The sequence below is a fragment of the Actinomadura vinacea genome (genome assembly GCF_039532545.1).
In the GTDB taxonomy this organism is placed as follows: domain Bacteria; phylum Actinomycetota; class Actinomycetes; order Streptosporangiales; family Streptosporangiaceae; genus Spirillospora; species Spirillospora vinacea.
On sequence record NZ_BAAARW010000006.1, the window covers coordinates 189,420 to 211,115 of the forward strand.

A 21,696-nucleotide genomic window follows, 5' to 3' on the forward strand; every position below is an offset into this window, starting at 1 on the left:
CCACGCCGACTCCCGCCCTGGCCGGGAGCATAAGCAGAGCCCTATCGGGACGGAGCCAACAAGCTCAGTCCCGATAGGGCCGAGCAGTTGACTCCAAACGGCGGGCGAGCCCCGCCGCCACCAGCCCCACGCCCAGGCCGAGCCACAGGGAGAACGTGGAGCCGGTGCCCTCGATCCACTTCTGGTTGAGAAGCGGTTCGAGCAGAACCACCACGGCGGCGGCCAGGAAGGCCGCACCCACGATGATCACCGGAATCGACGCGCGCAGCGCGACCGCCGCGCATGCCGCCAGCCCCAGGACCACCGCGACCACCACGGCCGGGCCTGGCATCGCCGCCATCTCCCACGGATACCCGTCGGTGAAGGTGAACAGGACACTGGCCAGAGAGGTCGCGCCAAGGGCCAGAACGGAGCGGTCAGCGGCCTTCACGACGCCCTCAGCAGCAATCGGGCGGCCGGCGCCGACGACCGCTGCCAGAGCGGGCGCCACACCCCGTCGAGCCCGTAGAAACGGCCCGCCGCCGTGGCGAACAGCAGCACATGCACGAGCACCATGAGGAAGCGTGCCCAGTGCCATTCGCCGGGCGCGTTCAGCACCGACAACGTGATCAGCAGAGACTGGCCGACCCCGACCAGCGCCCAGAACCGGGTCGCCAAGCCCACCAGGAGGAACGCCCCCAGCGAAGCCTCGACCAGCAGCGTCGCCCAGCCGAAGAACGTGAAGTTCGGCAGGACGACATGCTCGACGAGCCACGCCCAGGGCGCGAACACCTCGTGCTCGACCGCAAGGCGCGTCGACTCGTACAAGCCCTCGTCGCGATCCTCGCCGAAATCCGGCGGGGTCTTCCAGCCGGAGTTCTGGATCCACATCAGCCCCACGCCGACGCGCGCGACGGCGATCCCGGCACGGGACGCGGTGGACGAGTCCGCCGCCTCGCTCGATCCGGTCATGGCGCCTCCTCTCTCCAGGGTGATCACGCACAAGCACCGCCGGTATACAGCTCCTTTCCTCGACGCACAACGACTTACCGAAGAAGGCGCGCCTTCTGAGGGTGCAGAGCCGGCGGGTTCGTCACTCTTGTCCGATCTGACTGTGGCCGGCGACGAACGCGTTGATGTCGCGGCCCACGACCTCTGCGAAGCCCCGGTCGCCGTACTCCCCGGCGGCCCAGTGCCGGGTACCGGTTTCCATGAGGGACTGGGCGCCGCGCGCGACGTGCAGTACGTCCAGGTCGGGTGGGAGCTTGCCGTCCCCCTGTGCGCGCTGGAGCAGTTCGAGGAAGAGGAACCTGGTGGCGTGGTGCTCGTCCGTGCGGCCTTCGGCCAGGGCCCGGTGCTCCGCTCGGTGGCCCTCCAGGGTGACCTCGATGAGCAGTGCGGGTGGGGTGCGCCGGATCGCCTGTTCCAGCGTGGCCAGGACCGCGACGATCACCTCCGCCAGGTCGTAGGGCTTGGCGACGAGTTCACGCCCCTTCCGGCGGGCCTCCTGCGTGGACATCACGCCGGCTTCCAGAAGAGCGTCCTCCTTGCGCGGGAAGTAGAAGTAGAACAGCGCCTTGGAGACCCCGGCGGCCTGGCAGATGTCGGCCACGGTGGTGTCGGCGAACCCCTTGGTCCGCCACAGCGCGATCGCCGCCTGCGCGAGCGAGCGCTTCGTCTCGCGGGAACGGGACTGGGTCAGGTTGGCGCGACGTCGACCATGGTCAGCACTCGCTCTGCCTCGGGTCGCCGGAACATCCTTTTCCACACCGCCCAGACTACAAAAACTGGCGGCAAGCCAAATGTTGACCGTGGTCAAAATCTCGGCTTAGGCTCAGAGTACGCCGGTGTTCGCACGTCGTGCCGGACGCCGGGAGGCGCGCGGCGGCATGCCCCGCCACCTGAGACGAGAGGAACCGCGGGCCGATGAATCGTCCAGCTGTGCGGTTCGCACTTCGCTTCGACTTCCGCAACCCGGACTTCGCCGGAACGTCCATGGCCGACCGGTACGCGGCGGCCCTGGACATGGCCGAGTGGGCCGACCGGCTGGGGTGTTCGAGCGTGGCCGTCTCCGAGCACCACGGCTCGCCCGACGGTTACCTTCCCAGCCCGATCCAGTTGCTCGCGGCGATGGCGGCCCGCACGACCGACGTCCGCTTCATGATCGCCGCGCTGATCGCCCCGTTCCACGACCCGCTGCGTCTGGCCGAGGACATGATCGTGCTCGACAACCTGAGCCGGGGGCGGGCCGACCTGATCGTCGCCGGTGGTTACGTGCGCGAAGAGTTCGCGATGTTCGGCATCCCGATGAAGGAACGGGCGAGCCGGGTGAGCGAGGCGGTCGCCACCTTGAAGGCGGCGTTCACCGGCGAGCCGTTCGAGTACCGGGGCCGCACGGTGCGCATCACGCCTCCGCCGTTCCGGCCGGGCGGGCCGGCCGTCCTGCTCGGCGGCAGCAGCGAGCCGGCCGCTCGGCGGGCCGCGCGCATCGCCGACGGGTTCATCCCCTCGCTGCCCGAGATCTGGGAGTTCTACAGGGACGAGGTCCAGAAGCTCGGCCGACCCGACCCCGGCCCCAGCCCGATCAGCAGGAATCGCGTCGTGGCACTCGCCGAGGACCCCGAGAAGGGCTGGGAGCAGATGGCGCCCTTCTTCCTCCACGAGACGAACGCCTACGGCCTGTGGCGGTCGCAGGACGACCTCGCCGGGCCTTACCGCACCACCGCCGACGCCGACCGGTTGCGGGCGACCGGCCAGTACCGGGTCGTGACGCCGGGGCAGCTCGTGGAGGAGCTGAGGGCTTCCCCGTCTCCCTATGTCCAGTTCCATCCGTTGTGCGGAGGTATTCCAATGGAACTGGCGTGGTCGAGCCTGCGCCTTTTCGAACGAGAGGTCCTGCCCGCATTCACCTGATCGCGAGACAAGGAGTGTCCCTTGGACGACATCGAGGCCCTCAAACAGCTCAAGGCCCGGTACTGCCGCACCCTGGACACCAAGGACTGGGATGGCATGCGCCAGATCTTCACCGACGACGTCGTGATGGACACGACCGGCTCGGGCGGCACCCTGATCACCGGCGCCGACACCTTCATGGCCTTCGTCCGCGACAACCTGGCCGACCGCGTGACCGTGCACCACTGCCACACACCGGAGATCGCCATCACTTCCCCGTCCACCGCCACCGGCATCTGGGCCATGGAGGACCGGGTCCAGTGGCCCAGCGGCCGGGAGCTGATCGGGTTCGGCCATTACCACGAGACCTACGAGAAGACCGACGGTACGTGGCGTATCAGGACCTCGAAACTGACCCGGCTCCGCATGGACATCACCGAACCGGTCGCCACGTACTCTTCATGACCAGCCCGGCCGGCGACGTGGACTCGCGCGCGGTAAGCGATCTGCGGACCAGGCGGTCATCGGTGCCGACCGCTTCGCGCAGCAACCGCTCGGCTTCCTCGACCCGACCGGTATGCGCAAGCCACAGCGCCGACTTCCGCAGCGTTTCAGTATCGCCACCACCCGACCGGGGCGGGGCCTTCGATTCGCCTCCGCGCGGGGCATGAGACGCGGCGACGGCCGGGTCGATGATGATCATCTTCGGGTATGAATAGGGCTTATGCGCCTGAGAGAGTTCTACCCGCCGACCGAGCCGCACGTATCAGGGATGCTCGACGTCGGCGACGGCAACGACATCTACTGGGAGGTCTGCGGGAATCCCGACGGCAAACCCGCGCTGTTCCTGCACGGCGGTCCTGGTGGCGGCCTGCTGCCCGACAACCGGCGGTTCTTCGACCCGTCCGCCTACCGCATCGTGCTGTTCGACCAGCGCAACTGCGGACGCAGCCTGCCCTTCGCGGGTGACCCCGAGGTTTCGCTGGAGCGCAACACGACTCCGCGTCTGGTCTCCGACATCGAACGGCTGCGCGAGCACCTGGAGATCGAACGCTGGCTCGTCTTCGGCGGCAGCTGGGGCACCACCCTCGGCCTGGCCTACGCCCAGAACCACCTCGACCGGGTCAGCGAACTCGTGCTGCGCGGCGTGTGGCTCGTCCGCCCGTCCGACGAGGCCTGGGCGTTCACCCCGGCAGGCGCGGCCCACCTGTTCCCGGCCGAGTGGGCGGCGTTCCGGGACGCGGTGCCCGCGGCCGAGCACGACGACCTCATCGCCGCCTACGGCCGCCGCATCACCCACCCCGATCCGGCGGTTCACATTCCCGCCGCCCGCGCCTGGATGGGCTGGGAGCTTTCGGCCAACACCTTGCTTCCGGTAAGCCCTCCCGACCTCGACGAAGCCATGCTCCTGGCATTCGCCCGCATCACCCACCACTACATCAGCAACGGCTGCTTCCTCCCCGAGGAAGGTCTCCTGGCGGGCGTCCATCGCATCCGGCATATCCCGACCGTCATCGTCAACGGCCGCTACGACATCAAGACACCGCCGGACCAGGCCTGGGATCTGCAGCAGGCCTGGCCCGAGGCCGAACTCCATATCGTCGAGGACGCGGGCCACGGCGGCTCCGAGCCCAGCACCCGCCACCGGCTCATCGAGGCCACCGACCGCTTCCGAGCCCTTCGCTGACCGCATGGGCGTCCACGCGCTGCACTTCCACTCTGATCGCTCCGTCCGCAACGTCTCGGCGGTCTGCGCCCGCCCTTGAACCCCACCGGTTGGCCGAGGCCGTCCGGGAGTGACGTGGCCCCCGAAAGGCGGTTTCGAAGCCACTCGACCAGGGCCTGCCCATTGAGGTCTGCTTCGCATGGTCGCAAGAACAGCACGTCTGCTCGCGCACGCGATCAGCCGGCACGGGCTGCCCGTACGGAAGCTCGACCGAGCGGGACAGCCCCGCTTGATCGCCTCGCAGAACCCGCTCCTCGGCTACAGGGGCACCCGGCTGCGCAGGTGAATCACCATCGTCAGCAACGATGGGTGACGCTCCACCGGCCCGCCATCAGCTTCGCCGGCGGTGGTCCCGGGAGCGTGACCGTACGAATGCGCCGGGTCTGGCGGTAATGGTGAGAACGAGTTTTCGCCGTGCGTGTGTTGCCCAACAGGGGAGACCGCGGAGCTGACGGCGTCCGCGGCGAAGAGCTTTTCGAGCGCGGTGACGTTTCCTGTTTGGGCGGCGTCGAGGAAGACCGTCAGGAGCCGCCGATGCTCGAACTTGTCGATGGATTCGCGCCGTACGGTGTTCAGGTGTTTGCGTGCGCGGCTCACCAGTTGCCGGACGTTGGCCGGAGTGATCAGGAGGATGTCCGCGATCTGCGCATAGGGATAGACGAAGGCCTCACGGAGTATATAGGCGGCCCGTTGGGGCGGGGTGAGTCTTTCGAGCAGCAGCAGAAGGGCGAGTTCGAGTGCCTCGCCTCGTTCGGCTCCGAGGGCGGGATCGGTGCCGGTGGCGACCGGTTCTGGGAGCCAGGGGCCGATGCAGGTCTCGTGCCGTGAACGCGCGGACTCGGCGACGTTGATCGCCAGGCGCGTGGTGATCAGGGCCAGGAAGGCCGCCGGGTTGGCGATGGTCGAACGGTCGGTGTTCTGCCAGCGTAACCAGGCGTCTTGAACGACGTCCTCGGCTTCTGTCGTGCTGCTGAGAAGCCGATAGGCGATGCCGAAAAGCCGCGGACGCACTTCGACGAAGGTGGAAGCGGCCTGTTCGAGCGAGCTTGCCTGTTCTTGGGCTTCTGGATGCATGTCTGGTCGCGCCTTCAATGCATTGGTGTCATTTCCATATAACGATTCTCGGTTCGTCCAGCCGCAGTCGCCGCTGACGGATGATCCGCCGCATGATCGCGATGGCCGGGCCGGATGCGTTGGGCCGCTTTTCGGTGCCTGCCAGGTATGCGTGGTCGTTGCAGTTGTGCCATGGAGCACGCTGACCTACACGACGCGTCCGCAACCGTGCTTTGTCAAGTGGATTCCCCGGCAGAAATGCGGCGGAAGGACCGGTCACCCGTGACCCTCCACACCCGACGCTAATGGTCGCACGGGGCGGTTTCAAGCCTTCGGATGCCGGACTGGGCAGAGGCGGCTCCGCTCAGCCCTGCTCACGGCCGACTGCGTCGAGGACGGAGGCGACCACGGCGTCGGGCCCGGGATCGCTTGCGGGGCACCGCCATCGTCAGAGTCCAGGCCGGCACAGAACCGGTGGTTCGGCGATCCGGAAGCTCAGGGTGCCGCCCTCGATCTCACCGGGTTCGGGGCGAAGGCGACAACGAGGATGATGGCCGTCCGACGTCGTTGATCACAGGTAGGTGGCGTCGTCCGCCAGGTTGTGCAGGGGAGTTCGCGGCTGCGCAGACGTTGGAGCCTTCGGCTCAGCCGCCCTCGCCGCGCTGGTCGAGCCGGGAGGGGCCGTCCAGTTCCTCGGCCGCCTCGCGAAGGCCGCGGAGCTCGACCTCTTGGCGCTGGACGTCGACCGGATCGAACAGCCACTCCGAGACCGGCAGGTCGCCGGCCTCCTCCGGGCGGCTCGACTCGGCCAGGCTCAGTTCCGCTTTGACTTCGACCTCGAGTTCGAACTCGGAGTGGTCGTCGCCGTTCGAAGTGCTCATCTTTCCTCCACACGGGGTTTGGGCGGATGTCCGGCGGCCGGATGCCTGGCGCATGGACCAGCTGCATCGAGATCTGGCCGGAGGCGAACAGCCGGGCGGCGGCGAGGTGCGTGCCGGCATCGGTTCCATCGGCCGGGCCCGAACCGCTTGGCCGTTCGGGCTGCCGGCGGTTGTCAGGAACGCCGGGGAGCCCGGAGGTGCTTGCGCTGGGCGAGTTCCGCCTCGTCCACCAGGGTCAGCATGGGTTTGCCGGGTTCGCAGAGCATCGTGACGGTGTAACGGACCGGCATGTCGTCGCGGTTGTTGCCGTCCTGGTAGTGGATGACGTCGCCACCGGGCTCCCAGAACGCCTCGCCGGCGCCGAGGACCCTCTCCGGCTGCCCTTCGATCTCCATCATCATCTCGCCCTCCAGCACGTAGCCGAACGCGGGGCCGGAGTGCCGGTGCGGCGGTGTGCCGGGGTCACCGGGCGGGAACTCGATGACGACGGTCATCGCATGCGCTCCCGCCGGGATGAAAGGCGGCTCGACCTCCTGCAGCGTGGTGAGCGCGGTCTGCCACGCGGTCGACCTGGCCTTCGGCTCGGCGACCGGGTCAGTGCCGGACATGGGACGTACCTCCTTGAATCATGCGTGTGGGGCGGGCCGGCGCGCTATCGGGCGGCGGTGCTCCCCAGCCAGTCGGCGTACTTGATCTCGCCGAGGGTCGCGCCGTCGCCCGGCACGAGATCCGGCTCGTTCAGTTCGGCTCCGAAGTAGTGCGCGTGCGGGTCGGTGACCACCTCGCGCGGGTCGCCCCAGGCCGTCAGGGCGTACCGGAAGAACTCGTCCATCCGGAACTGCTCGGGTCCGGCGATCTCGACCGGCCCGTTCAGCGGCGGGCCCACCGCGACCCTGCCCAGCGTCTGGGCGACCTCGTCGCCCGCGATGGGCTGGAAGAGCACCGGCGGCATCCGGACCGAGTCGCCGTCCGTGGCGCCGTCGGCGATGCCCCGGGCGAACTCGAAGAACTGCGTCGCGTGCACGATCGAGAACGGGATCGGCGAGTCCTTGATCAGCTCCTCCTGAGCGACCTTCCCCCGGAAGTAGCCGATGTCGGGCCGCCGCTGGGTGCCCACAACCGACAGCGCGACGTGGTGGCCCACCCCGGCCGCCGCCTCCGCGGCCAGCAGGTTGCGGGTCGAGGTCTCGAAGAACTCCAGCACCGCGGCGTCCTCGAAGGACGGGGAGTTGGACACGTCGACCACCGCGGACGCGCCGGTCAGGGCCTCGGCCAATCCTGCGCCGGTGAGCGTGTTGACGCCGGTGTTCGGCGAGGCCGGCACCGCCTCGTGGCCGTGCTCGCCGAGCTTCGTCACGAGCTTGGACCCGATCAGGCCGGTGCCGCCGATTACCACGATCTTCATGACAACCCTCTCGTTCGCCGGGACATCGGTTGCCGCCCCGTCCCCAGCTAAGACCAGGCACCCCTCCGACCTGTGACAGCTCCGGCGAAAGTCTTCGAAGTCGCCACTATCCGGCGCCGAAGTGTCACAGACGGGATCGCTGCCCTGTCTTTGTCAGCAGGACGGACTCATGGACTGACGGGAGCGCGACCGTGCCGCCGACAGACACAAGTCACCGGATCCGGGTCCGGATGACCGCACGTGCGATCGACGAGCCGCACCGCACCGCGAGCCAGCTCGAACTGCTGTTCGATCTCACCTTCGTGGTGGCGATCGCGGCCGTCACCGCGCAACTCGCGCACGACATCGCCGACGGACACGCCCTGGACGGGCTCGTCCCGTTCCTGCAGGTCTTCTTCGCGGTGTGGTGGGCGTGGATGAGCTTCACCTGGTTCGCCTCGTCGTACGACACCGACGACGTCGCCTACCGGCTGCTGACCATGGTGCAGATGGCCGGCGTACTCGTCCTCGCCGCGGGCGTGCCGGCAGCGGCCGACGACTCCGACTACCGCGTGGTCACGATCGGCTACTTCATCATGCGGATCGCTCTCGTCGCCCAGTGGCTGCGGGCCGCCGCCGAGGACTCGGCGAGCCGTCCTACCGCGCTGCGGTACGCCGCCGGCATCACCTTCGTCCAGGCCGGCTGGATTCTCCGCCTCGTCCTCACGGAGACGGGTGTCCTGGCGCCATCGGCCCAACTGCCGTTCTTCGTCGTCCTGGACGTCCTGGAACTCGCGGTGCCATGGTGGGCCGGACGGGCCAGGTCCACCAACTGGCACCCTTACCACATCGCCGAGCGCTACGGCCTGTTCACGATCATCCTCTTCGGCGAAAGCGTCCTCGCCGTGTCCAAGGGAGTCGAGGGGGCGCTCGAAGCTGCCGAGATCGGCAGCTCTCTCATCATCATCGCCGTCTCCGGTCTCGTCATGCTGTTCGCCCTCTGGTGGCTCTACTTCCTCGCCCCCGTCGGTGACGGTCTCAGCGACCGTCGCCACCGCGCCTACCTGTGGGGATACGGCCACTACGGTATCTTCGCCGCCCTCGCGGCCCTTGGCGCCGGCCTCGAAGCCGCGGTCGAGCAGACCGGACACGAACCCAAGGCCTCAGCCCTCGCGATCTGCTACGCCGTGGCGATTCCGGCCGGGATGTTCATCGTGCTGCATTGGATCGTCCACAGGCCCATCGTGGCGGAGCCCGTCATCCGTCCCGCCGTGATGCTGGGCGGGGTCGCCGCCATCCTGCTCCTGCCGCTCATGGCCCCGCGAACCGGAGAGGTCGCCGTCGTCGCGGCGATCGCAGCCGTCTGCGTCCTGATGATCAGCGTCACCATCGCTCCGAAACCCGGCCGCAAATCCAAGGCCCCACGCACGCCCGCACTCATCGAATGAACCGCGAACCACGCCTCCACCGGCGGCTCGTGTTCATCATCTGGCATTCCTGGCCCGTCACGCGAGAGACCGGTGCCGGGGCCCCGGGGCTGGGGGAGCGGCCATAGGCGTTCAGCGGCGTCGCCCTCACTTGCCGGGGAGCCGGTCGATGAGCAGGCGGACCAGCCGGTCGTTGTCGACGTCGGTGGCGAGGGCGGCCGGGCGGCGTGCCGGCAGGGACGCGGCCGGCGCGTAGACGGTGTCCGGGTCCCAGGTGACCAGCCGGCCCGGGCTGAGCCGGCTGTGCAGATCGGTGGCCGCCACCCGCGCGGTGGTGGTGACCAGCGTGGGATCGAGCACCAGCGCGGCGGCGAGCGGGTCGTGCAGCACGCATCCGGCCCGCCCGCGCGCCGACACCGAGAACTCGGTCCACCGCAGGAGCGCGTCGGCCACCAGCCGGCCGAGCGGATCGGTCGCCGCGTCGGCGATGCCGCGCGCCTCGGCGAGGGTCAGGCAGGTCCTCAGCGTGACGTCGAGCGGTATGACGGTGAGGTCGGCGCCGGCTCCGAGGAGGGTGTCCGCGGCGGCGGCGTCCCAGCCGAAGTTGAGTTCCTGGAGGTGGTCGGGCAGCAGCCAGCCGCCCCCCATCACCACGATCCGGCGCGCCAGTGAGCCGAACTCGGGGAGCAGTTCGATGGCGTGGGCGAGGTTGGTGGCCGGTCCGATGGCGACGACGGTGACCTCGCCCGGACGCGCGGCCACCTGCGCGGCGAGGAACTCGGCGGCGCCGCCGGCCGCCGTGCCTCCCGCGGCCCGCGGCTGCTGCCAGTCCGCCCAGATGCGCGCGGCATCGGGATGCGACCGGCGTTTGCGGAACGTCTCGTTCCAGCGGTGGTAGTCGTGGTTTCCAGGGCGGGCCGCGCCGCGGTGCACCGGGATGTCGGGGCGGCCGGCGGCTTCCAGCACGGCGAGCGCGCCCTCGGCGGCCGCGTCGACGTCCACGTTCCCGGCGGTCACGGTGACCCCGGCCAGCTCCACCTCGGGGGAGCGGAGCAGCAGCGCCAGCGCGAGCGCGTCGTCGATGTCGGCGGCGACCCGGGTGATGCCGGGGTCGCAGTCGACGATGACCCGTTCGGACATGGGGATCCTTTCAGTTCGGCGGAGTCCGGCAGGAGGCGCGGATCACCAGGCGGGCGTCGATCCGCGCGGACGGCGCCGGACGGCCGGCGATGAGGTCGGTCAGGGCTCGCACCGCGGCGGTGCCGAGATCGACGACCGGCTGGGCGATCGCGGTGACGGGCGGATCGGTGACCTCGAACCACGCCACGTCGTCGAACGAGGCGATGCTGAGCTCGTCCGGTACCCGCACGGAACTCTCGCGTACGGCGCGCAGCGCGCCGAGCGTCATCAGGTTGTTGGCGATGAAGACCGCGTCGGGTCTGACGCGCTCGCGCAGCAGGTGCCGCATCAGCCGGTCACCGGAGTCCGCGGTGTAGTCGCCGTGGGCGATGAGCGTCTTCGGCACCTGGAGCCCGTGGCGGGCGGCCGCCTGCTCGAACGCCCGAAGCCGTCGTCTCGCGTTCGGCAGGTCCTCCGGCCCGGAGATCATCGCGAGGCGCCGGCAGCCGGTGGCGGCGAACAGGCCGACCAGCTCCCCGATCGCGTGGTCGGGATCCACCGCGACGACGGGTGCGCTGGTGCCGGTGGTGACCGCGCGGTCGAGCAGGACGATGGGAACCCCGACCTCCTCGTGGTAGGCCAGGTGATCCGAGCGGAGGGTCGGGTTGAGGACGATGCCCTCGACCCGGTGGCCGAACATGCTTCGCAGGTAACGGCTCTCCTGCTCGGGGTCGTCCTCGCTGTTGGCCAGCAGGAGGCTGTAGTTCCGGGCCGCGGCGGCCCGTTCGATGGTGAGCGCGAGCTCGGCGAAGAACGGGTTGGTCACGTCGGACACGACCAGCCCGAGGGTCCTGGTGCGCTTGCTGCGCATGGCCGAGGCCGGTCTGTGGGTGTGCAGTCCCATCTCCCGCGCGGTTTCGCGGATGCGTTCGCGCAGCGGTTCGCCCACTCCCGGCATCCCGGTCAGCGCTCGTGACACCGACGCCGTGGACACGCCCAGCCGGGCCGCGACGTCCTTGATGGTGGTCGCCCGCTGCGGATCTGCCATGGAGTACCTCCTTGACAGCGAACCGTAACGGTGACTAGAACTGTCGCGCAAACGTTTACGCTCAACGGGATTCTCGGCGCGCTCGGCCTACCCGACCAGCCGTTCCTGACGTCGCCGACCCAGTCACTGCTCTCCATCATCATCCTGGTGTCCTGGGTGGGCGTCGGCTACTGGATGATGTTCCTCATCGCCGGGCTGAAGGACATCCCGTACTCGACGTACGAGGCGGCCGCGATCGACGGCGCCGGCTGGTGGCGCACGTTCTTCCGGATCACCCTGCCGCAACTGCGGCGGCCGCTGCTGTTCGTGCTGGTCGCCGACACCGTGGCCAACTTCATGGTGTTCGCGCCCGTGGAGATCCTCACCGGCGGCGGGCCCGAGGGATCCACCAACCTGATCATGTTCGACACCTACCAGCGGGCCTATGTCACGGGCGACCTGCCGGCCGCGGCGGCGGAGACCTTCATCCTGCTGGGGATCGCGCTGACCGTCGTCTGGATCCAGTTCCGACTGCTGCCCAAGGGGGATGACTGATGGCCATCGCGAGTGGTCCGGCCCGGCGCCGCCGGGCGGGCCGGGCACTGCTGCTGTTCTTGGCGATCGCCGCGACCCTGTACTCGGTGGCGCCCAACTCTGTGATCGTCGCGGTGTTCACCATCGCCATCGGCCTGGCCGTCTGTTCCGCCGCGGCCTTCGCGCTCGGCGTCATCGAGTTCCGCGGGCGGAACCTGCTGTTCGGCTTCATCCTGGTGGGGTTCCTCCTGCCGTTCGACTCGCTCGCCATCCCGCGTCCACGATCCCGAGGCCGCCGACCTCGTCATGGGCGCCCCCTGGCGATCGGCCACCCTGGTCGGCCTGGATGTGACCCTGCGGACCTGGCTGGGCCCCGAGGACTTCGCGCACCTCGCCGCGAGTCCGAGCCCCCGGGCGCGCTTGGCGCATGCCTTGGCAGAACGCTTCGCGCCGTACTTCCGGCGACGCTATGGCCGCTCCGGTTGCCCGCTGCACGACCCGACCGCCGCGGTCCTGGCGCTCCACCCCGACCTCGCCACCTACAGGCACATCCCTGTACACGTCGAGTTGCAAGGCGCGCTGACACGCGGCGCGACGATCGCCGACCTCCGGGACCACCCCGAGCCGCCTTCCGACGACCGGGCCGCCATCGCCGTCGCGGTCACGATCGATGACGCCGCGGCGGTCCGTACCGTCATGACCGGCCTCACCCGTCTCGGGCCCGCTGGTCGGGCCGGTCGAGCCGGTCGAGGCGGCTGAGGAAGACGTGTGACTCGATGCACGCCTGGTTCGCCAGGTAGACGAGCGTCGCGGCCTTGCGGACCATCGCCAGCGGACGCTCCCGCATGTACGGCACCATGGCCTCGCCGACGTCCCGGTAGTAGGCGATCAACCCCTTTCGTGATCCCGTCGCCGGGGAAAAGGATCTCGCCGGTGTCGGACAGCTCGACATCGCGACCGCCGACCCGAGCTCCTCAGTCCTGCTCATGGCCGGAGCCCTTCCCGAACAAGGCGGCCATAGTGGTCCCGCTCATCGTGATGCTGGCGATCCACGCGATCCGGCGGCACCACACCCGCGAGCCGGACGGCGGTGACGATCGGTGAGCCGCCGCGTCCGCCTCATCCTGTTCCTGGCCGGCGGGGCGGGCCTGGCCGTGCTGTTCGCCGTCGCCGCGCTGCGCCTGCCGCGTTTCGGCGGCGCCTGGCACCCGTACGGCGAGCTGCTGCTGCCCGTCACCCTGATGACCGGTGTGTACATCGTCGCGCACGGCCACCTGTCGCCCGGCGGCGGCTTTCAGGGCGGGGTCGTGCTGGGCAGCGCCATCCATCTCGTCTACCTGTCCGGCGACTATCCCGCGCTGGCCCGGATCCGGCCGATCCCGGTCTTCGAGAACGGCGAGGGACTGGCGGCGGGCGCGTTCGTGGTGCTGGCGCTCTGGTGCGCCGGGCAGGTCGAGGCGATGAACGCGGTCGTCGGCCTGGAGGTCGGCTGCGCGGTGGTGCTGGTGCTGGCCAAGTTCTTCGAACAGGCGCTCCTGATGAGGGAGCGCGCGTGAGCCAACTGGTCTATCTGATCCCGGGCTGGATCCTGCTGCTCGGCGTGTACGGCATCGTGACCAGCCGCAACCTCGTCCACGCGGTCGAGTCCTTCACGCGCCTGCCCGCCCCGCCGCCGGAGCCATGGACGGTCAGCGGCGTGGCGACCGGCCTGCTCGGCGTGGCGCTCGCCGCCGCCGTGGCGGCGTGCGGCATCCGCGGGCGGCTGCCCCGCGCCGCCCTCCTGCGCCGCCTGCACTCAGGCCACGTCGGCGACTATGTCGCCTGGCTCGTAGCCGGCGTGACGCTGTTCTGCCTGCTGCTCCTCACCTGAGAACGCCGGGGTTTTCCGCGCTAGAAGCCGAGTTCGGCGAGCAGCTTCTCGCTTTCGCTCCAAAGACGGGCGGCGGCGGTGTCGTCGCGAGCGGCCTCGCTGGGTGTCTCCTCCGTCTTCCGGTGGAAGTAGCGTCCGCCGTCGCGACCGCCCTCGGCTCCGGTGGCCAGCCAGAGAAGCGTCTCGGCCGGTTCGTCGGGCGGGACGGTGTCGGCAGCGGCCATATGGGCCCGCATCCTCTCGTCCCCGTGGGAGGCGAAGTTGGTGGCGACCACGCCGGGATGCATGGCCTGCGCGACGATCCCGTCCGGTGCCGTTCGGCGGGCCAGTTCGCGGGTGAACAGGATGTTGGCGAGCTTGGCCTGGCCGTAGGCGGCGGCCGGCTGGAACCTGTGGAGGCTCTGCAGGTCGTCCCACCGCAGGCCCTCGCTCATCCGATGGGCGCTGGACGACACGGCGATCACCCGCGCCGGTTCGCGGTCCGCGCCCGCCCGCAGCAGCGGCAGCAGCTCCCGTGTCAGCAGGAACGGGGCCAGGTGGTTGGCGGCGAAGGTCGCCTCGGTGCCCTCCGCGGTGACGATGCGCCGGTCCCGCACGCCGCCCGCGTTGTTGACGAGGACGTCGAGGCGTGGAGCCAGGCCCTTGATCTCCTCGGCCACGCGCTGGACGTCGGCCATCAGGGTGAAGTCGCCGCGGAGCATGCGGAAGGCGCCGCCACCGGCCGACGACGAGATCTCCGTTTCGGCTTCGGCGCAGCGTCCCGGATCGCGGCCGACGCCGATCACCTGCCGGCCGTGTTCCACGAGCTTGCGCGCGGTCGATCGGCCGATCCCCGAGCTGGCGCCGGTGACGACCGCGACGGGCCGGTTCGCGTCGAAGGTCAAGGTATGTGCCTCTCAATCGGGTCAGCGTGGACGGAGGCCGTCCAGCAGCAGGCGGACCGTGAAAGCGACCCGCTCTTCGATCTGTTCCGGTGTCGGCGGGCGGCCGGCCACGATGGCGCGCACCTGGCCGCCGACGACCATGCTCATGAAGGCGCGGGCGGCCTGTCCGGAGTCGGTGGGGGCGATCCTTCCCTCGGCGGCGGCGCGGTCGAGGAAGCCGGCGACGAAGGCGACCACCGGCGCGGTGCTCAGCTCGTTGTGGGTGACGAAGATTTCGGGGAAGCGGTAGCTCTCGGTGTTGATGACGCGTTGCAGGCGCAGGCCCTTGGGGGTCATCACCTGGCCGATCCGCATCCGGGCGATCGCTTCCAGCGTTTCGGCGAGGTCGCCGTTGTCAAGGCCCTCCAGCACCTCCAGGGGGACGACCTGCCGTTCGATGGCGCGCCGCACCGATGCGAGGAACAGCGCGGCCTTGTCGGGGTAGCGGGCGTAGACCGTGCGCTTGGTCATGCTGACGCGGAAGGCGATCATCTCGATCGTCGCCAGCTCGTAGCCGTGTTCCAGGAACAGGTCCAGCGCGGTGTCCAGCAACTCCTCGTGGCGCGCCGCGGCCTGCTCGCGGGTGGGCCGTCCGGCCTTGCGGCGGGCCGGCGGGCTGGTGTCCGTCATGCCGACCTCCGCGAAACCGCCACTTGCATCCTCACTCCACTCACCCATAATGATACGCATGAGTTGCCATTTTCTGCATGGCAACGACACAGGGAAGGATGCCCGGTGAGCTCTGCCCTCGAAAGACTGACGCGGCTGGTCGACGCACCAGACCGCTTCGACCACTCCCATGCCGAGCTGCGCGAGACGCAACTGGCGGCGCTCGACGAGCGGTTCCAGGAACGCAAGGGCCGCATCAAGCTGCTGGGCCACCGGGCCCAAGAGGCCGGCATCACCGAGGTCCGCGACCGCGCGGACGCGGTGCCGCTGCTGTTCCCGCACACCGCCTACAAGAGCTATCCGGAGAGCTTCCTGACCGAGGAGAGGTGGGACCGGCTCGGCAAGTGGCTGGGCACCGTCTCGCCGTATCCGATCAGCCCGATCGAGACCTCGGACATCACCGACATCGACGACTGGATCGAGCGACTCCAGGCCAAGGGGCACTACGTGTCCTGCTCCAGCGGCACGACCGGCAAGTCGGCGATGCTGCTCGCCTCGGAGCGGGACATGGAGTGGTCGCGCAAGGATACGGTCAACGTCTTCTCCTGGGGCTCGGGCGTCGAGCCGGCCGCGGACCGGCGGGTGATGGGCGTCGGGACCACCGTCTCCGTCCCGAAGAACATGATCATCGCCCAGGCGCAGTACGAGGCCTTCGGCGATCCGGCCATGGAGCGCTTCCGCCCGCTGATCCCCCCGATCACCATCGGCTCGCTGACCAAGATGGTCGTGCTCCGCAAGAAGATCGCCGACGGCACCGCGCGTCCCGATGAGCTCGCCGACTTCGAGCGGACCTCCCAGGAGCGGCAGGAGGCGCTGGACAAGGCCGTGACCGCCGTCGCCGAGGCACTCGTGCGCCATCGCACCGACAAGCTCTACCTCGCCGGGATGTGGAACTCCCTCTACCAGGTGGCCAAGATCGTCCGCGACATGGGCTACTCGGCCGAGGATTTCCACCCCGACAACTGCATCTACGTCGGCGGCGGGCTCAAGCGCGCCAAACTGCCGCCGGACTACCAGGAGTTCGTCCACCAGACGTTCAACATCCCGGCCGACCGGGACTTCCAGAACTACTCCATGCAGGAGCTCAACTCGGGCATGCCCAAATGCCGGAAGGGCGATCGGTACCACGTGCCGCCGTGGATCGTTCCCTTCATCCTCGACGAGGCGGGCGACACCCTGCTGCCGCACGGGAGCGGCGAGATCGAAGGCCGCGCCGCCTTCTTCGACCTCTCCCTGGACGGGCGCTGGGGCGGGATCATCACCGGCGACAAGATCTCACTCGACCTCGCCCCGTGCGCCTGCGGCGCCAAAGGCCCGTCGGTGCGCAACGACATCGTCCGGTACGCGGACATCGCTGGCGACGACAAGATCGGCTGCGCCGGCACCGTGGACGCCTACGTGCGGGGGCTGTCATGACCGCCGTCCACAGCGAGCCCCAGTCCGCCGGCGGCGCCGTGTCCGCGCCGTTCTTCCAGCGCGGTGAGCTGATCGAGGGCGACGACACCGCGCACCGGTCCCGCGATCTGGGCGTCACCTTCGCGACGCCGAAGATCGCCATGGACCGGGTGGTGCATCCGCGCGGCGAGGTGCCGCCCCTGCTGAACGTCCCGCTCGCGGAGATCATCGATTTCCTCGTCGAGACCGGCGAGCGCATCCGCGACCCCGGGAACCCCTTCGTGCAGGAATGCGTCGAGCGCATGTCCGCCACCCACGTCCTACCGCGCGCGGTGCTGCAATCGCAGGTCACCGGAGCGGCCGCCTATCTCGACAGGCGGTTGCTGCAGACCGTGGTCGAACAGAACTTCCCCGACCCCAGGGCGCTGGACGAGTGGGTTCCCAAACAGGACTTCACCGGCCGCAAGAGTTTCGTGCGGGCGTTCGCGCCCCGGCTGATCCACGTGCTGCCGGGCAACTCTCCCGGCGTCGCGGTGAAGTCCATCGCCCAGGGCGCGCTGGTCAAGGCCGTCAACCTTTTCAAGATGTCGTCCAGCGATCCGTTCACCACGGTCGCGATCCTGCGGACCATGGCCGACATGGATCCCGGCCACCCCATCGTGAAGTCGATGACGGCCGTCTACTGGCGCGGCGGCGACGACACGGTGGAGCGCGTGCTGTACCGGCCCCAGTACTTCGACAAGATCGTCGCCTGGGGCGGCGGCGACGCGATCAACAACGTGATCAAATACCTCGGCCCCGGCTTCCAGCTGGTGTCGTTCGACCCCAAGACCTCGATCTCGATGGTCGGCAGGGAGGCGTTCGCCTCCGACGAGACGCTCGACCTCGCCGCCGAACTCACCGCCTCCGACGTCATGGTGCTCAACCAGGAGGCCTGCGTCGCAAGCCGTTTCATCTATCTCGAGGCGGACCACGCCGACGCCGACCGCTTCTGCGAGCGGCTCCACGCGCGCATCGCCGGAAAGGCGGCCGCCTCGGGCGACGCCCGGCCGCTGGACCTGGACCTGCGCGAGCAGATCGACACGCTGATGATGCTCGACGACGAGTTCCGCGTCTGGGGCAGGACCGACGGCAAGGGCCTGGTCGTCCGTTCCGACGAACCCGTGGACTTCCACCCCGTCAACAAGACCGCCAACGTGGTCAGGGTGGACTCCCTCGACCAGGCCACCGACCACGTCAACGTGGCGACGCAGACGGTCGGCTTCTACCCCTTCGACCGGATGTCCGACTACCGCGACCGACTCGCCAGCCGTGGCGCGCAGCGCATCGTCCGGCTGGGCGAAGCGGGCCCGAGCACCATCGGCAACCCGCACGACGCCATGTATCCGCTGCACCGCTTCGTGCACTGGATGGCGCACGAGGACGGCACCGCACCGCAATGAGAGTCCGCAGGCGGTCCTGCGGCGCACCGGCGGGTGCGCCGCGGGACGTCTCGTCCCTGCCGACGGGGCCGGGCTCAGGCGATCACGATCGCCCCGAAGGGCGGGGAGCAGGAGCCGCGGCGATGCCAGGGCGCCGACGCGGCCGGCCCCGCCACGCCTTGCCGGCGTAGAACAGCGCTCCCAGGCCGCTGAGCAACATGAGCAGCTCGTACCCGGGCACATCCTTGTAACCACCGGGACCGTAGACCCTCATCGGATTTCCGGTGTCGAGCGCCGGCCGTGTGCCGCCCTTCCTCATGTCCCGATGACCTCGGCCGTCGTACAGCGCGACATGGCTCTTGTGGACACGCCCGTCGACGCTCGTGAAGTCGCCCGTCCACGAGCAGTCGTTCCCCCGGCAATCCGGCCACTTGGCGGTGAACGTGCCGGGAGTCCCGTCGCCGGTCCACGCGCGCACGCTCCCCCTGATCCCGATCAGGGACACCACGATCATCGCCACGGCGACGAGCGGGACGCCGTAGCGGGCCGCGAGAGACCATGGCCGCGTCCGGTCGCCCCTGCCGAAAACCCCCACAGAGACATGATCCCCCGCGCGGAAGAATCCTCAACCGGTCGGCCAGGTGGCGGCGGCGTGTCCGCAAGGCGCTGAGATCGCCGTTCTGGATCGGGCCCACAGCCGTGGGCGGTGGCCGGTGCGGGGACCGGCCACCGCCTGATGATCCGGATCAGCGCGGTGCGCTCAAACCCGTCCGAAGACCTGGCCGGCCGGCTCGCTGAGGTTCTCGCCGCCGGCGAAGAAGTCGCGGCAGGCCCGGAAGTACTCCTCCCGGCTGATCCTGCCGTCGCGGTCGGTGTCGATACTGGACGCGCCCAGCCGGGCATCCTGGTCGCTCAGGCCCCAGGCGCGCAGGAACTCCGCGTATTCGTCCGGTGAAAGGTACCCGTCGCTATCGGTATCGGTCACGGCGAATTCCGCGTCCGTGAGCGGGCGCAGCGCCTCGTCGGCGTTCGCCCGATTGGCGTTCTTGGACATGTAGTTGCGGAACTCCTCCCGGGAGATCGCGTTGTCGCCGTCGGTGTCCATGGCGTTCACCATGTAGTCCCAGGACTCGTCGTACGCCTGGAGCAGCTTGCGCCCCTGGGGGGAGTCGGGGCTTTGCCCGAAGTGGTTCAGGATCCGCTCTCCGAGAGCACGCATGTCGCTGCGCTGGACCTGGCCGTCCCCGTTGACGTCCAACAGTACGAACCAGTGGTCGGCCTTCCTGGCGATGGTTCCGGCTGCCATTCTTTTCTCCTTTGCCCTCGGTGGGTATCACCCCTAGTAGTGCCCCGAAGTTTTTCCGATATGGTTGACATAGGGTCAAACGTGGGCAATTTATGGATGCCTGGTGGATGGTCACCCTTCACCAGGTGATGGGCAGGGATCGGACGCCGTAGGTGGCGGAGTGGGTGTCGAAACGTATGTCATCGCGGGGCACGGCGAGTTGTAGGTTCGGAAAACGGTTGAGCAGGGCGGGATAGCAGACGCGCAGTTCCAGCCGGGCGAGCGACGCGCCCACGCAATGGTGGGCGCCATAGCCGAATGCCAGGTGCTGTACCGGGTCCCGGGTTATGTCGAATCGTTCGGGGTCCGAGATGAGATCCTCGTCGCGGTTGGCCGAAGGGAATGCGCACATCACATAGTCCCCTGCCCGGATGTGCCGGCCCTGGATCGTCACGTCCCGGGTGGCCGTTAGAACGAACCCGTAGTGAACCACCGACAGATAGCGGAGCAGTTCCTCGGTGGCCCTGTCGGCGAGGTCGGGATCATCGCGCATGGCGGCGAGTTGATCGGGGTGCTCGAGCAGCAGCATTGTGCCGAGCGCGATCATTTTCGCCGTCGTCTCGTGCCCGGCGACCAGCAGCAGGTTGCAGATACCGGCCAGTTCCTCGTCAGAGAGGTCCGCGCCGTGCTCGCGCAGCAGCATGCCGAGCAGGTCGTCTCCCGGGTCGGCGCGCCGGCGCGCGGCCAGGTCGATCATGTAGCGGCGCATCCGCTCGAAGTTGCCGGCCTGCCGGTCCGGGGGAGTGGTCAGGTCGAACAGCGTGGCGCCCACCCGGTGGAAATCGGCCCGGTCGGCGTAGGGGACGCCGAGCAGTTCGCAGATCACCGACGATGGGATCGGCAGCGCGAACGCCTGGACCAGGTCGGCGGGCGGGCCGGCGGCCTCCATGGCGTCCAGACGCTCGGCGACGATCGACTCGATGTAGGGCCGCAGGCGGCTGATCCGGCGCATCGTGAACTCGCCGGACACCATTCTCCGCAGCCGGGTGTGCTCGGGCGGGTCATAGGCGACGAAGAACCCCGGCTGCGGCGGCGGGAACTCCCCGTTCGCCGGACGCGGCGGCGGCATCGGCCCCTGACCCGCGGCGGCGTTGCTGAAGGAACCGGTGTCGCCGAGGACCCGGCGCACGTCCGCGTACCGCGTGATCACCCAGGAGGGTTCGCCGCTGGGCAGCGTGGTGCGGCACACCGGCTCGGACGAACGCAGGGCGCGGAACTCCTCGGCCGGGCTGAAGGGACAGTGGCGGCCACGACGCACTGGCAACGGCATTTCGGGCGTCAGCGACATGGGCCTGTCTCCACGGGGTCCGGGCGTGCGGCATCGGGAAGGAGCGGACGGAGGCGGCGGACGATGTCCGTGACGATCTCCCGCTCCGCGGAGGCGAGGTAGAAGTGCCCCCCGGGCAGGACATGGACGTCGAATCCGCCGGTGGTCAGCTCGGCCCAGCCCTCCAGGTCCGAAGGGCCCGCCAGCGGGTCGTCCCGGCCCAGGTAGCCGATGACGGGAGCGGTGACCGCGGCCGGAGACCGGGGACGGTAGGCGCGCAGCAGTTCATGGTCGGCGCGCATCGCCGGCAGGATCAGGCCGCGCATCTCCTCGCGCTTCAGGAGCGCGGGGTCGATGCCGCCGATCTCGGCCGTCCCGAGCAGTAGTTCGTCATCGGTCAACGGCTCCGCGCCCGCTGGGGGGAGCCGGTGCGGGGCGGGGTGTGCGGATACCAGCAGCGCCAGCGGATCGTCGCCCGGCAGGCGGAGCGCGACCTCGTAGGCGACCAGGGCGCCCATGCTGTGCCCGAACAGGGCCAGCGGCGCGCCGGTGAACGCCGCGAGCGACTCGGCGATCAGATCGGCCAGCGGCTCCATGCGGTCGATTCCCGGTTCGGCCAGGCGGTCCTGGCGGCCTGGGGAGCACACCGCGAGCAGTTCTATGTCGCCGGGCAGGAGCGACGACCACGTGCGGAAGAGCTGAGGGCTGCCGCCCGCATGGGGAAAGCACACCAGCCGCAGGCGTGGTCGGGCCATCCGCCGGGTCCTGCGGAACCAGGCGCGCG

Annotated in this window: 26 protein-coding genes and 1 pseudogene; 10 read left to right on the forward strand and 17 right to left on the reverse strand. The window is 69.3% G+C overall.

The features are described 5' to 3' along the window. Window positions 1-64: 64 nt before the first annotated feature. The 3 genes from ABD340_RS09450 to ABD340_RS09460 all read right to left on the reverse strand — a co-directional run bounded on the left by ABD340_RS09450 (window position 65) and on the right by ABD340_RS09460 (window position 1,747). Complete coding sequence (locus tag ABD340_RS09450) at window positions 65-430, reverse strand: Rv1678 family membrane protein (RefSeq protein WP_344588279.1); 366 nt, start codon at window positions 428-430, stop codon at window positions 65-67. After that, window positions 427-951, reverse strand: a complete 525-nt coding sequence (locus ABD340_RS09455) for a TQO small subunit DoxD (RefSeq protein ID WP_344588280.1) — start codon at window positions 949-951, stop codon at window positions 427-429. Before ABD340_RS09455 ends, ABD340_RS09450 begins: the two co-directional genes overlap by 4 nt. Window positions 952-1,072: 121 nt before the next feature. Beyond that, the gene (locus ABD340_RS09460; protein WP_344588281.1) at window positions 1,073-1,747 is read right to left on the reverse strand and encodes a TetR/AcrR family transcriptional regulator; all 675 of its coding nucleotides are present in this window, start codon (window positions 1,745-1,747) and stop codon (window positions 1,073-1,075) included. A gap of 173 nt (window positions 1,748-1,920) precedes the next feature. Here ABD340_RS09460 and ABD340_RS09465 point away from each other — a divergent pair, with 173 nt between their 5' ends. Further along, window positions 1,921-2,892 carry an LLM class flavin-dependent oxidoreductase gene (locus ABD340_RS09465; RefSeq protein ID WP_344588282.1) on the forward strand — a complete coding sequence of 324 codons (972 nt, stop codon included), beginning with the start codon at window positions 1,921-1,923 and terminating at the stop codon, window positions 2,890-2,892. A 21-nt stretch (window positions 2,893-2,913) separates the two neighbouring features. Next, window positions 2,914-3,336: a nuclear transport factor 2 family protein gene (locus ABD340_RS09470; RefSeq protein ID WP_344588283.1), complete on the forward strand. Its 423-nt coding sequence runs from the start codon at window positions 2,914-2,916 to the stop codon at window positions 3,334-3,336. Here the strand turns inward: ABD340_RS09470 and ABD340_RS09475 are convergent. Next, window positions 3,305-3,574: a hypothetical protein gene (locus ABD340_RS09475; RefSeq protein ID WP_344588284.1), complete on the reverse strand. Its 270-nt coding sequence runs from the start codon at window positions 3,572-3,574 to the stop codon at window positions 3,305-3,307. The genes ABD340_RS09470 and ABD340_RS09475 overlap by 32 nt on opposite strands. 27 nt (window positions 3,575-3,601) lie before the next feature. Here ABD340_RS09475 and pip point away from each other — a divergent pair, with 27 nt between their 5' ends. Next, a complete protein-coding gene (gene pip / locus ABD340_RS09480; protein WP_344588592.1) occupies window positions 3,602-4,558 on the forward strand; it encodes a prolyl aminopeptidase in 957 nt (318 codons plus the stop codon). Window positions 4,559-4,855: 297 nt separating this feature from the next. Here pip and ABD340_RS09485 read toward each other — a convergent pair whose 3' ends face one another. The 4 genes from ABD340_RS09485 to ABD340_RS09500 form a co-directional block, all read right to left on the reverse strand. Then, a complete protein-coding gene (locus ABD340_RS09485) occupies window positions 4,856-5,671 on the reverse strand; it encodes a sigma-70 family RNA polymerase sigma factor (protein WP_344588285.1) in 816 nt (271 codons plus the stop codon). 623 nt (window positions 5,672-6,294) lie between these two features. Further along, complete coding sequence (locus ABD340_RS09490; RefSeq protein WP_344588287.1) at window positions 6,295-6,531, reverse strand: hypothetical protein; 237 nt, start codon at window positions 6,529-6,531, stop codon at window positions 6,295-6,297. A gap of 173 nt (window positions 6,532-6,704) precedes the next feature. Further along, window positions 6,705-7,139: a cupin domain-containing protein gene (locus ABD340_RS09495; protein WP_344588288.1), complete on the reverse strand. Its 435-nt coding sequence runs from the start codon at window positions 7,137-7,139 to the stop codon at window positions 6,705-6,707. 44 nt (window positions 7,140-7,183) lie between these two features. Continuing rightward, window positions 7,184-7,936 (reverse strand): SDR family oxidoreductase, encoded by a 753-nt coding sequence (locus ABD340_RS09500; RefSeq protein ID WP_344588290.1) that lies wholly within the window; start codon window positions 7,934-7,936, stop codon window positions 7,184-7,186. Between the two features lie 230 nt (window positions 7,937-8,166). On the opposite strand from ABD340_RS09500, the gene ABD340_RS09505 reads away from it, so the two are divergent. Then, window positions 8,167-9,363, forward strand: a complete 1,197-nt coding sequence (locus tag ABD340_RS09505) for a low temperature requirement protein A (RefSeq protein ID WP_344588291.1) — start codon at window positions 8,167-8,169, stop codon at window positions 9,361-9,363. Between the two features lie 126 nt (window positions 9,364-9,489). Here the strand turns inward: ABD340_RS09505 and ABD340_RS09510 are convergent, their stop codons facing one another. Further along, window positions 9,490-10,482: a nucleoside hydrolase gene (locus tag ABD340_RS09510; protein WP_344588292.1), complete on the reverse strand. Its 993-nt coding sequence runs from the start codon at window positions 10,480-10,482 to the stop codon at window positions 9,490-9,492. A gap of 10 nt (window positions 10,483-10,492) precedes the next feature. After that, window positions 10,493-11,509, reverse strand: coding sequence for a LacI family DNA-binding transcriptional regulator (locus ABD340_RS09515; RefSeq protein WP_344588293.1), 1,017 nt, complete (start codon window positions 11,507-11,509; stop codon window positions 10,493-10,495). Window positions 11,510-11,539: 30 nt separating this feature from the next. Here ABD340_RS09515 and ABD340_RS09520 point away from each other — a divergent pair, with 30 nt between their 5' ends. Continuing rightward, window positions 11,540-12,043, forward strand: a complete 504-nt coding sequence (locus ABD340_RS09520) for a carbohydrate ABC transporter permease (protein ID WP_344588294.1) — start codon at window positions 11,540-11,542, stop codon at window positions 12,041-12,043. A gap of 270 nt (window positions 12,044-12,313) precedes the next feature. Beyond that, window positions 12,314-12,781 (forward strand): annotated as a pseudogene (locus ABD340_RS09525) (nucleoside hydrolase); the annotation flags it as partial. Here ABD340_RS09525 and ABD340_RS09530 read toward each other — a convergent pair. After that, complete coding sequence (locus ABD340_RS09530) at window positions 12,729-12,914, reverse strand: bifunctional DNA primase/polymerase (protein ID WP_344588295.1); 186 nt, start codon at window positions 12,912-12,914, stop codon at window positions 12,729-12,731. The pseudogene ABD340_RS09525 and the gene ABD340_RS09530 sit on opposite strands and share 53 nt — an antisense overlap. Window positions 12,915-13,122: 208 nt before the next feature. Between ABD340_RS09530 and ABD340_RS09535 the strand changes: the two genes are divergently transcribed. Further along, window positions 13,123-13,578 (forward strand): MnhB domain-containing protein, encoded by a 456-nt coding sequence (locus ABD340_RS09535; protein WP_344588296.1) that lies wholly within the window; start codon window positions 13,123-13,125, stop codon window positions 13,576-13,578. Next, a complete protein-coding gene (locus tag ABD340_RS09540) occupies window positions 13,575-13,892 on the forward strand; it encodes a hypothetical protein (protein ID WP_344588297.1) in 318 nt (105 codons plus the stop codon). The genes ABD340_RS09535 and ABD340_RS09540 overlap by 4 nt, the downstream gene beginning before the upstream one ends. Before the next feature lie 20 nt (window positions 13,893-13,912). Here ABD340_RS09540 and ABD340_RS09545 read toward each other — a convergent pair whose 3' ends face one another. Next, a complete protein-coding gene (locus ABD340_RS09545) occupies window positions 13,913-14,776 on the reverse strand; it encodes an SDR family NAD(P)-dependent oxidoreductase (protein WP_344588299.1) in 864 nt (287 codons plus the stop codon). Window positions 14,777-14,797: 21 nt separating this feature from the next. Then, the gene (locus ABD340_RS09550; protein WP_344588301.1) at window positions 14,798-15,445 is read right to left on the reverse strand and encodes a TetR/AcrR family transcriptional regulator; all 648 of its coding nucleotides are present in this window, start codon (window positions 15,443-15,445) and stop codon (window positions 14,798-14,800) included. Between the two features lie 105 nt (window positions 15,446-15,550). On the opposite strand from ABD340_RS09550, the gene ABD340_RS09555 reads away from it, so the two are divergent. Beyond that, on the forward strand, window positions 15,551-16,900 hold the full coding sequence (locus ABD340_RS09555; RefSeq protein WP_344588302.1) for a hypothetical protein: 1,350 nt from the start codon (window positions 15,551-15,553) through the stop codon (window positions 16,898-16,900). After that, a complete protein-coding gene (locus ABD340_RS09560) occupies window positions 16,897-18,321 on the forward strand; it encodes an acyl-CoA reductase (RefSeq protein WP_344588303.1) in 1,425 nt (474 codons plus the stop codon). The genes ABD340_RS09555 and ABD340_RS09560 overlap by 4 nt, the downstream gene beginning before the upstream one ends. 82 nt (window positions 18,322-18,403) lie before the next feature. Here ABD340_RS09560 and ABD340_RS09565 read toward each other — a convergent pair whose 3' ends face one another. The 4 genes from ABD340_RS09565 to ABD340_RS09580 form a co-directional block, all read right to left on the reverse strand. After that, window positions 18,404-18,895, reverse strand: a complete 492-nt coding sequence (locus ABD340_RS09565) for a hypothetical protein (protein WP_344588304.1) — start codon at window positions 18,893-18,895, stop codon at window positions 18,404-18,406. 165 nt (window positions 18,896-19,060) lie between these two features. Further along, the gene (locus tag ABD340_RS09570; RefSeq protein WP_344588305.1) at window positions 19,061-19,606 is read right to left on the reverse strand and encodes an EF-hand domain-containing protein; all 546 of its coding nucleotides are present in this window, start codon (window positions 19,604-19,606) and stop codon (window positions 19,061-19,063) included. 118 nt (window positions 19,607-19,724) lie between these two features. Next, window positions 19,725-20,933, reverse strand: coding sequence for a cytochrome P450 (locus ABD340_RS09575; RefSeq protein ID WP_344588306.1), 1,209 nt, complete (start codon window positions 20,931-20,933; stop codon window positions 19,725-19,727). Then, on the reverse strand, window positions 20,924-21,667 hold the full coding sequence (locus tag ABD340_RS09580; RefSeq protein WP_344588307.1) for a thioesterase II family protein: 744 nt from the start codon (window positions 21,665-21,667) through the stop codon (window positions 20,924-20,926). Before ABD340_RS09580 ends, ABD340_RS09575 begins: the two co-directional genes overlap by 10 nt. Between the last annotated feature and the right edge of the window lie 29 nt (window positions 21,668-21,696).

Bases quoted from the DNA above. Each gene is read 5' to 3' on its own strand.
- ABD340_RS09455 (WP_344588280.1), bottom strand. From the start codon at position 951: ATGACCGGATCGAGCGAGGCGGCGGACTCGTCCACCGCGTCCCGTGCC.
- ABD340_RS09475 (WP_344588284.1), bottom strand. From the start codon at position 3,574: ATGATCATCATCGACCCGGCCGTCGCCGCGTCTCATGCCCCGCGCGGA.
- ABD340_RS09485 (WP_344588285.1), bottom strand. From the start codon at position 5,671: ATGCATCCAGAAGCCCAAGAACAGGCAAGCTCGCTCGAACAGGCCGCT.
- ABD340_RS09490 (WP_344588287.1), bottom strand. From the start codon at position 6,531: ATGAGCACTTCGAACGGCGACGACCACTCCGAGTTCGAACTCGAGGTC.
- ABD340_RS09495 (WP_344588288.1), bottom strand. From the start codon at position 7,139: ATGTCCGGCACTGACCCGGTCGCCGAGCCGAAGGCCAGGTCGACCGCG.
- ABD340_RS09500 (WP_344588290.1), bottom strand. From the start codon at position 7,936: ATGAAGATCGTGGTAATCGGCGGCACCGGCCTGATCGGGTCCAAGCTC.
- ABD340_RS09505 (WP_344588291.1), top strand. From the start codon at position 8,167: ATGACCGCACGTGCGATCGACGAGCCGCACCGCACCGCGAGCCAGCTC.
- ABD340_RS09510 (WP_344588292.1), bottom strand. From the start codon at position 10,482: ATGTCCGAACGGGTCATCGTCGACTGCGACCCCGGCATCACCCGGGTC.
- ABD340_RS09515 (WP_344588293.1), bottom strand. From the start codon at position 11,509: ATGGCAGATCCGCAGCGGGCGACCACCATCAAGGACGTCGCGGCCCGG.
- ABD340_RS09550 (WP_344588301.1), bottom strand. From the start codon at position 15,445: ATGACGGACACCAGCCCGCCGGCCCGCCGCAAGGCCGGACGGCCCACC.
- ABD340_RS09560 (WP_344588303.1), top strand. From the start codon at position 16,897: ATGACCGCCGTCCACAGCGAGCCCCAGTCCGCCGGCGGCGCCGTGTCC.
- ABD340_RS09570 (WP_344588305.1), bottom strand. From the start codon at position 19,606: ATGGCAGCCGGAACCATCGCCAGGAAGGCCGACCACTGGTTCGTACTG.
- ABD340_RS09575 (WP_344588306.1), bottom strand. From the start codon at position 20,933: ATGTCGCTGACGCCCGAAATGCCGTTGCCAGTGCGTCGTGGCCGCCAC.
- ABD340_RS09580 (WP_344588307.1), bottom strand. From the start codon at position 21,667: ATGGCCCGACCACGCCTGCGGCTGGTGTGCTTTCCCCATGCGGGCGGC.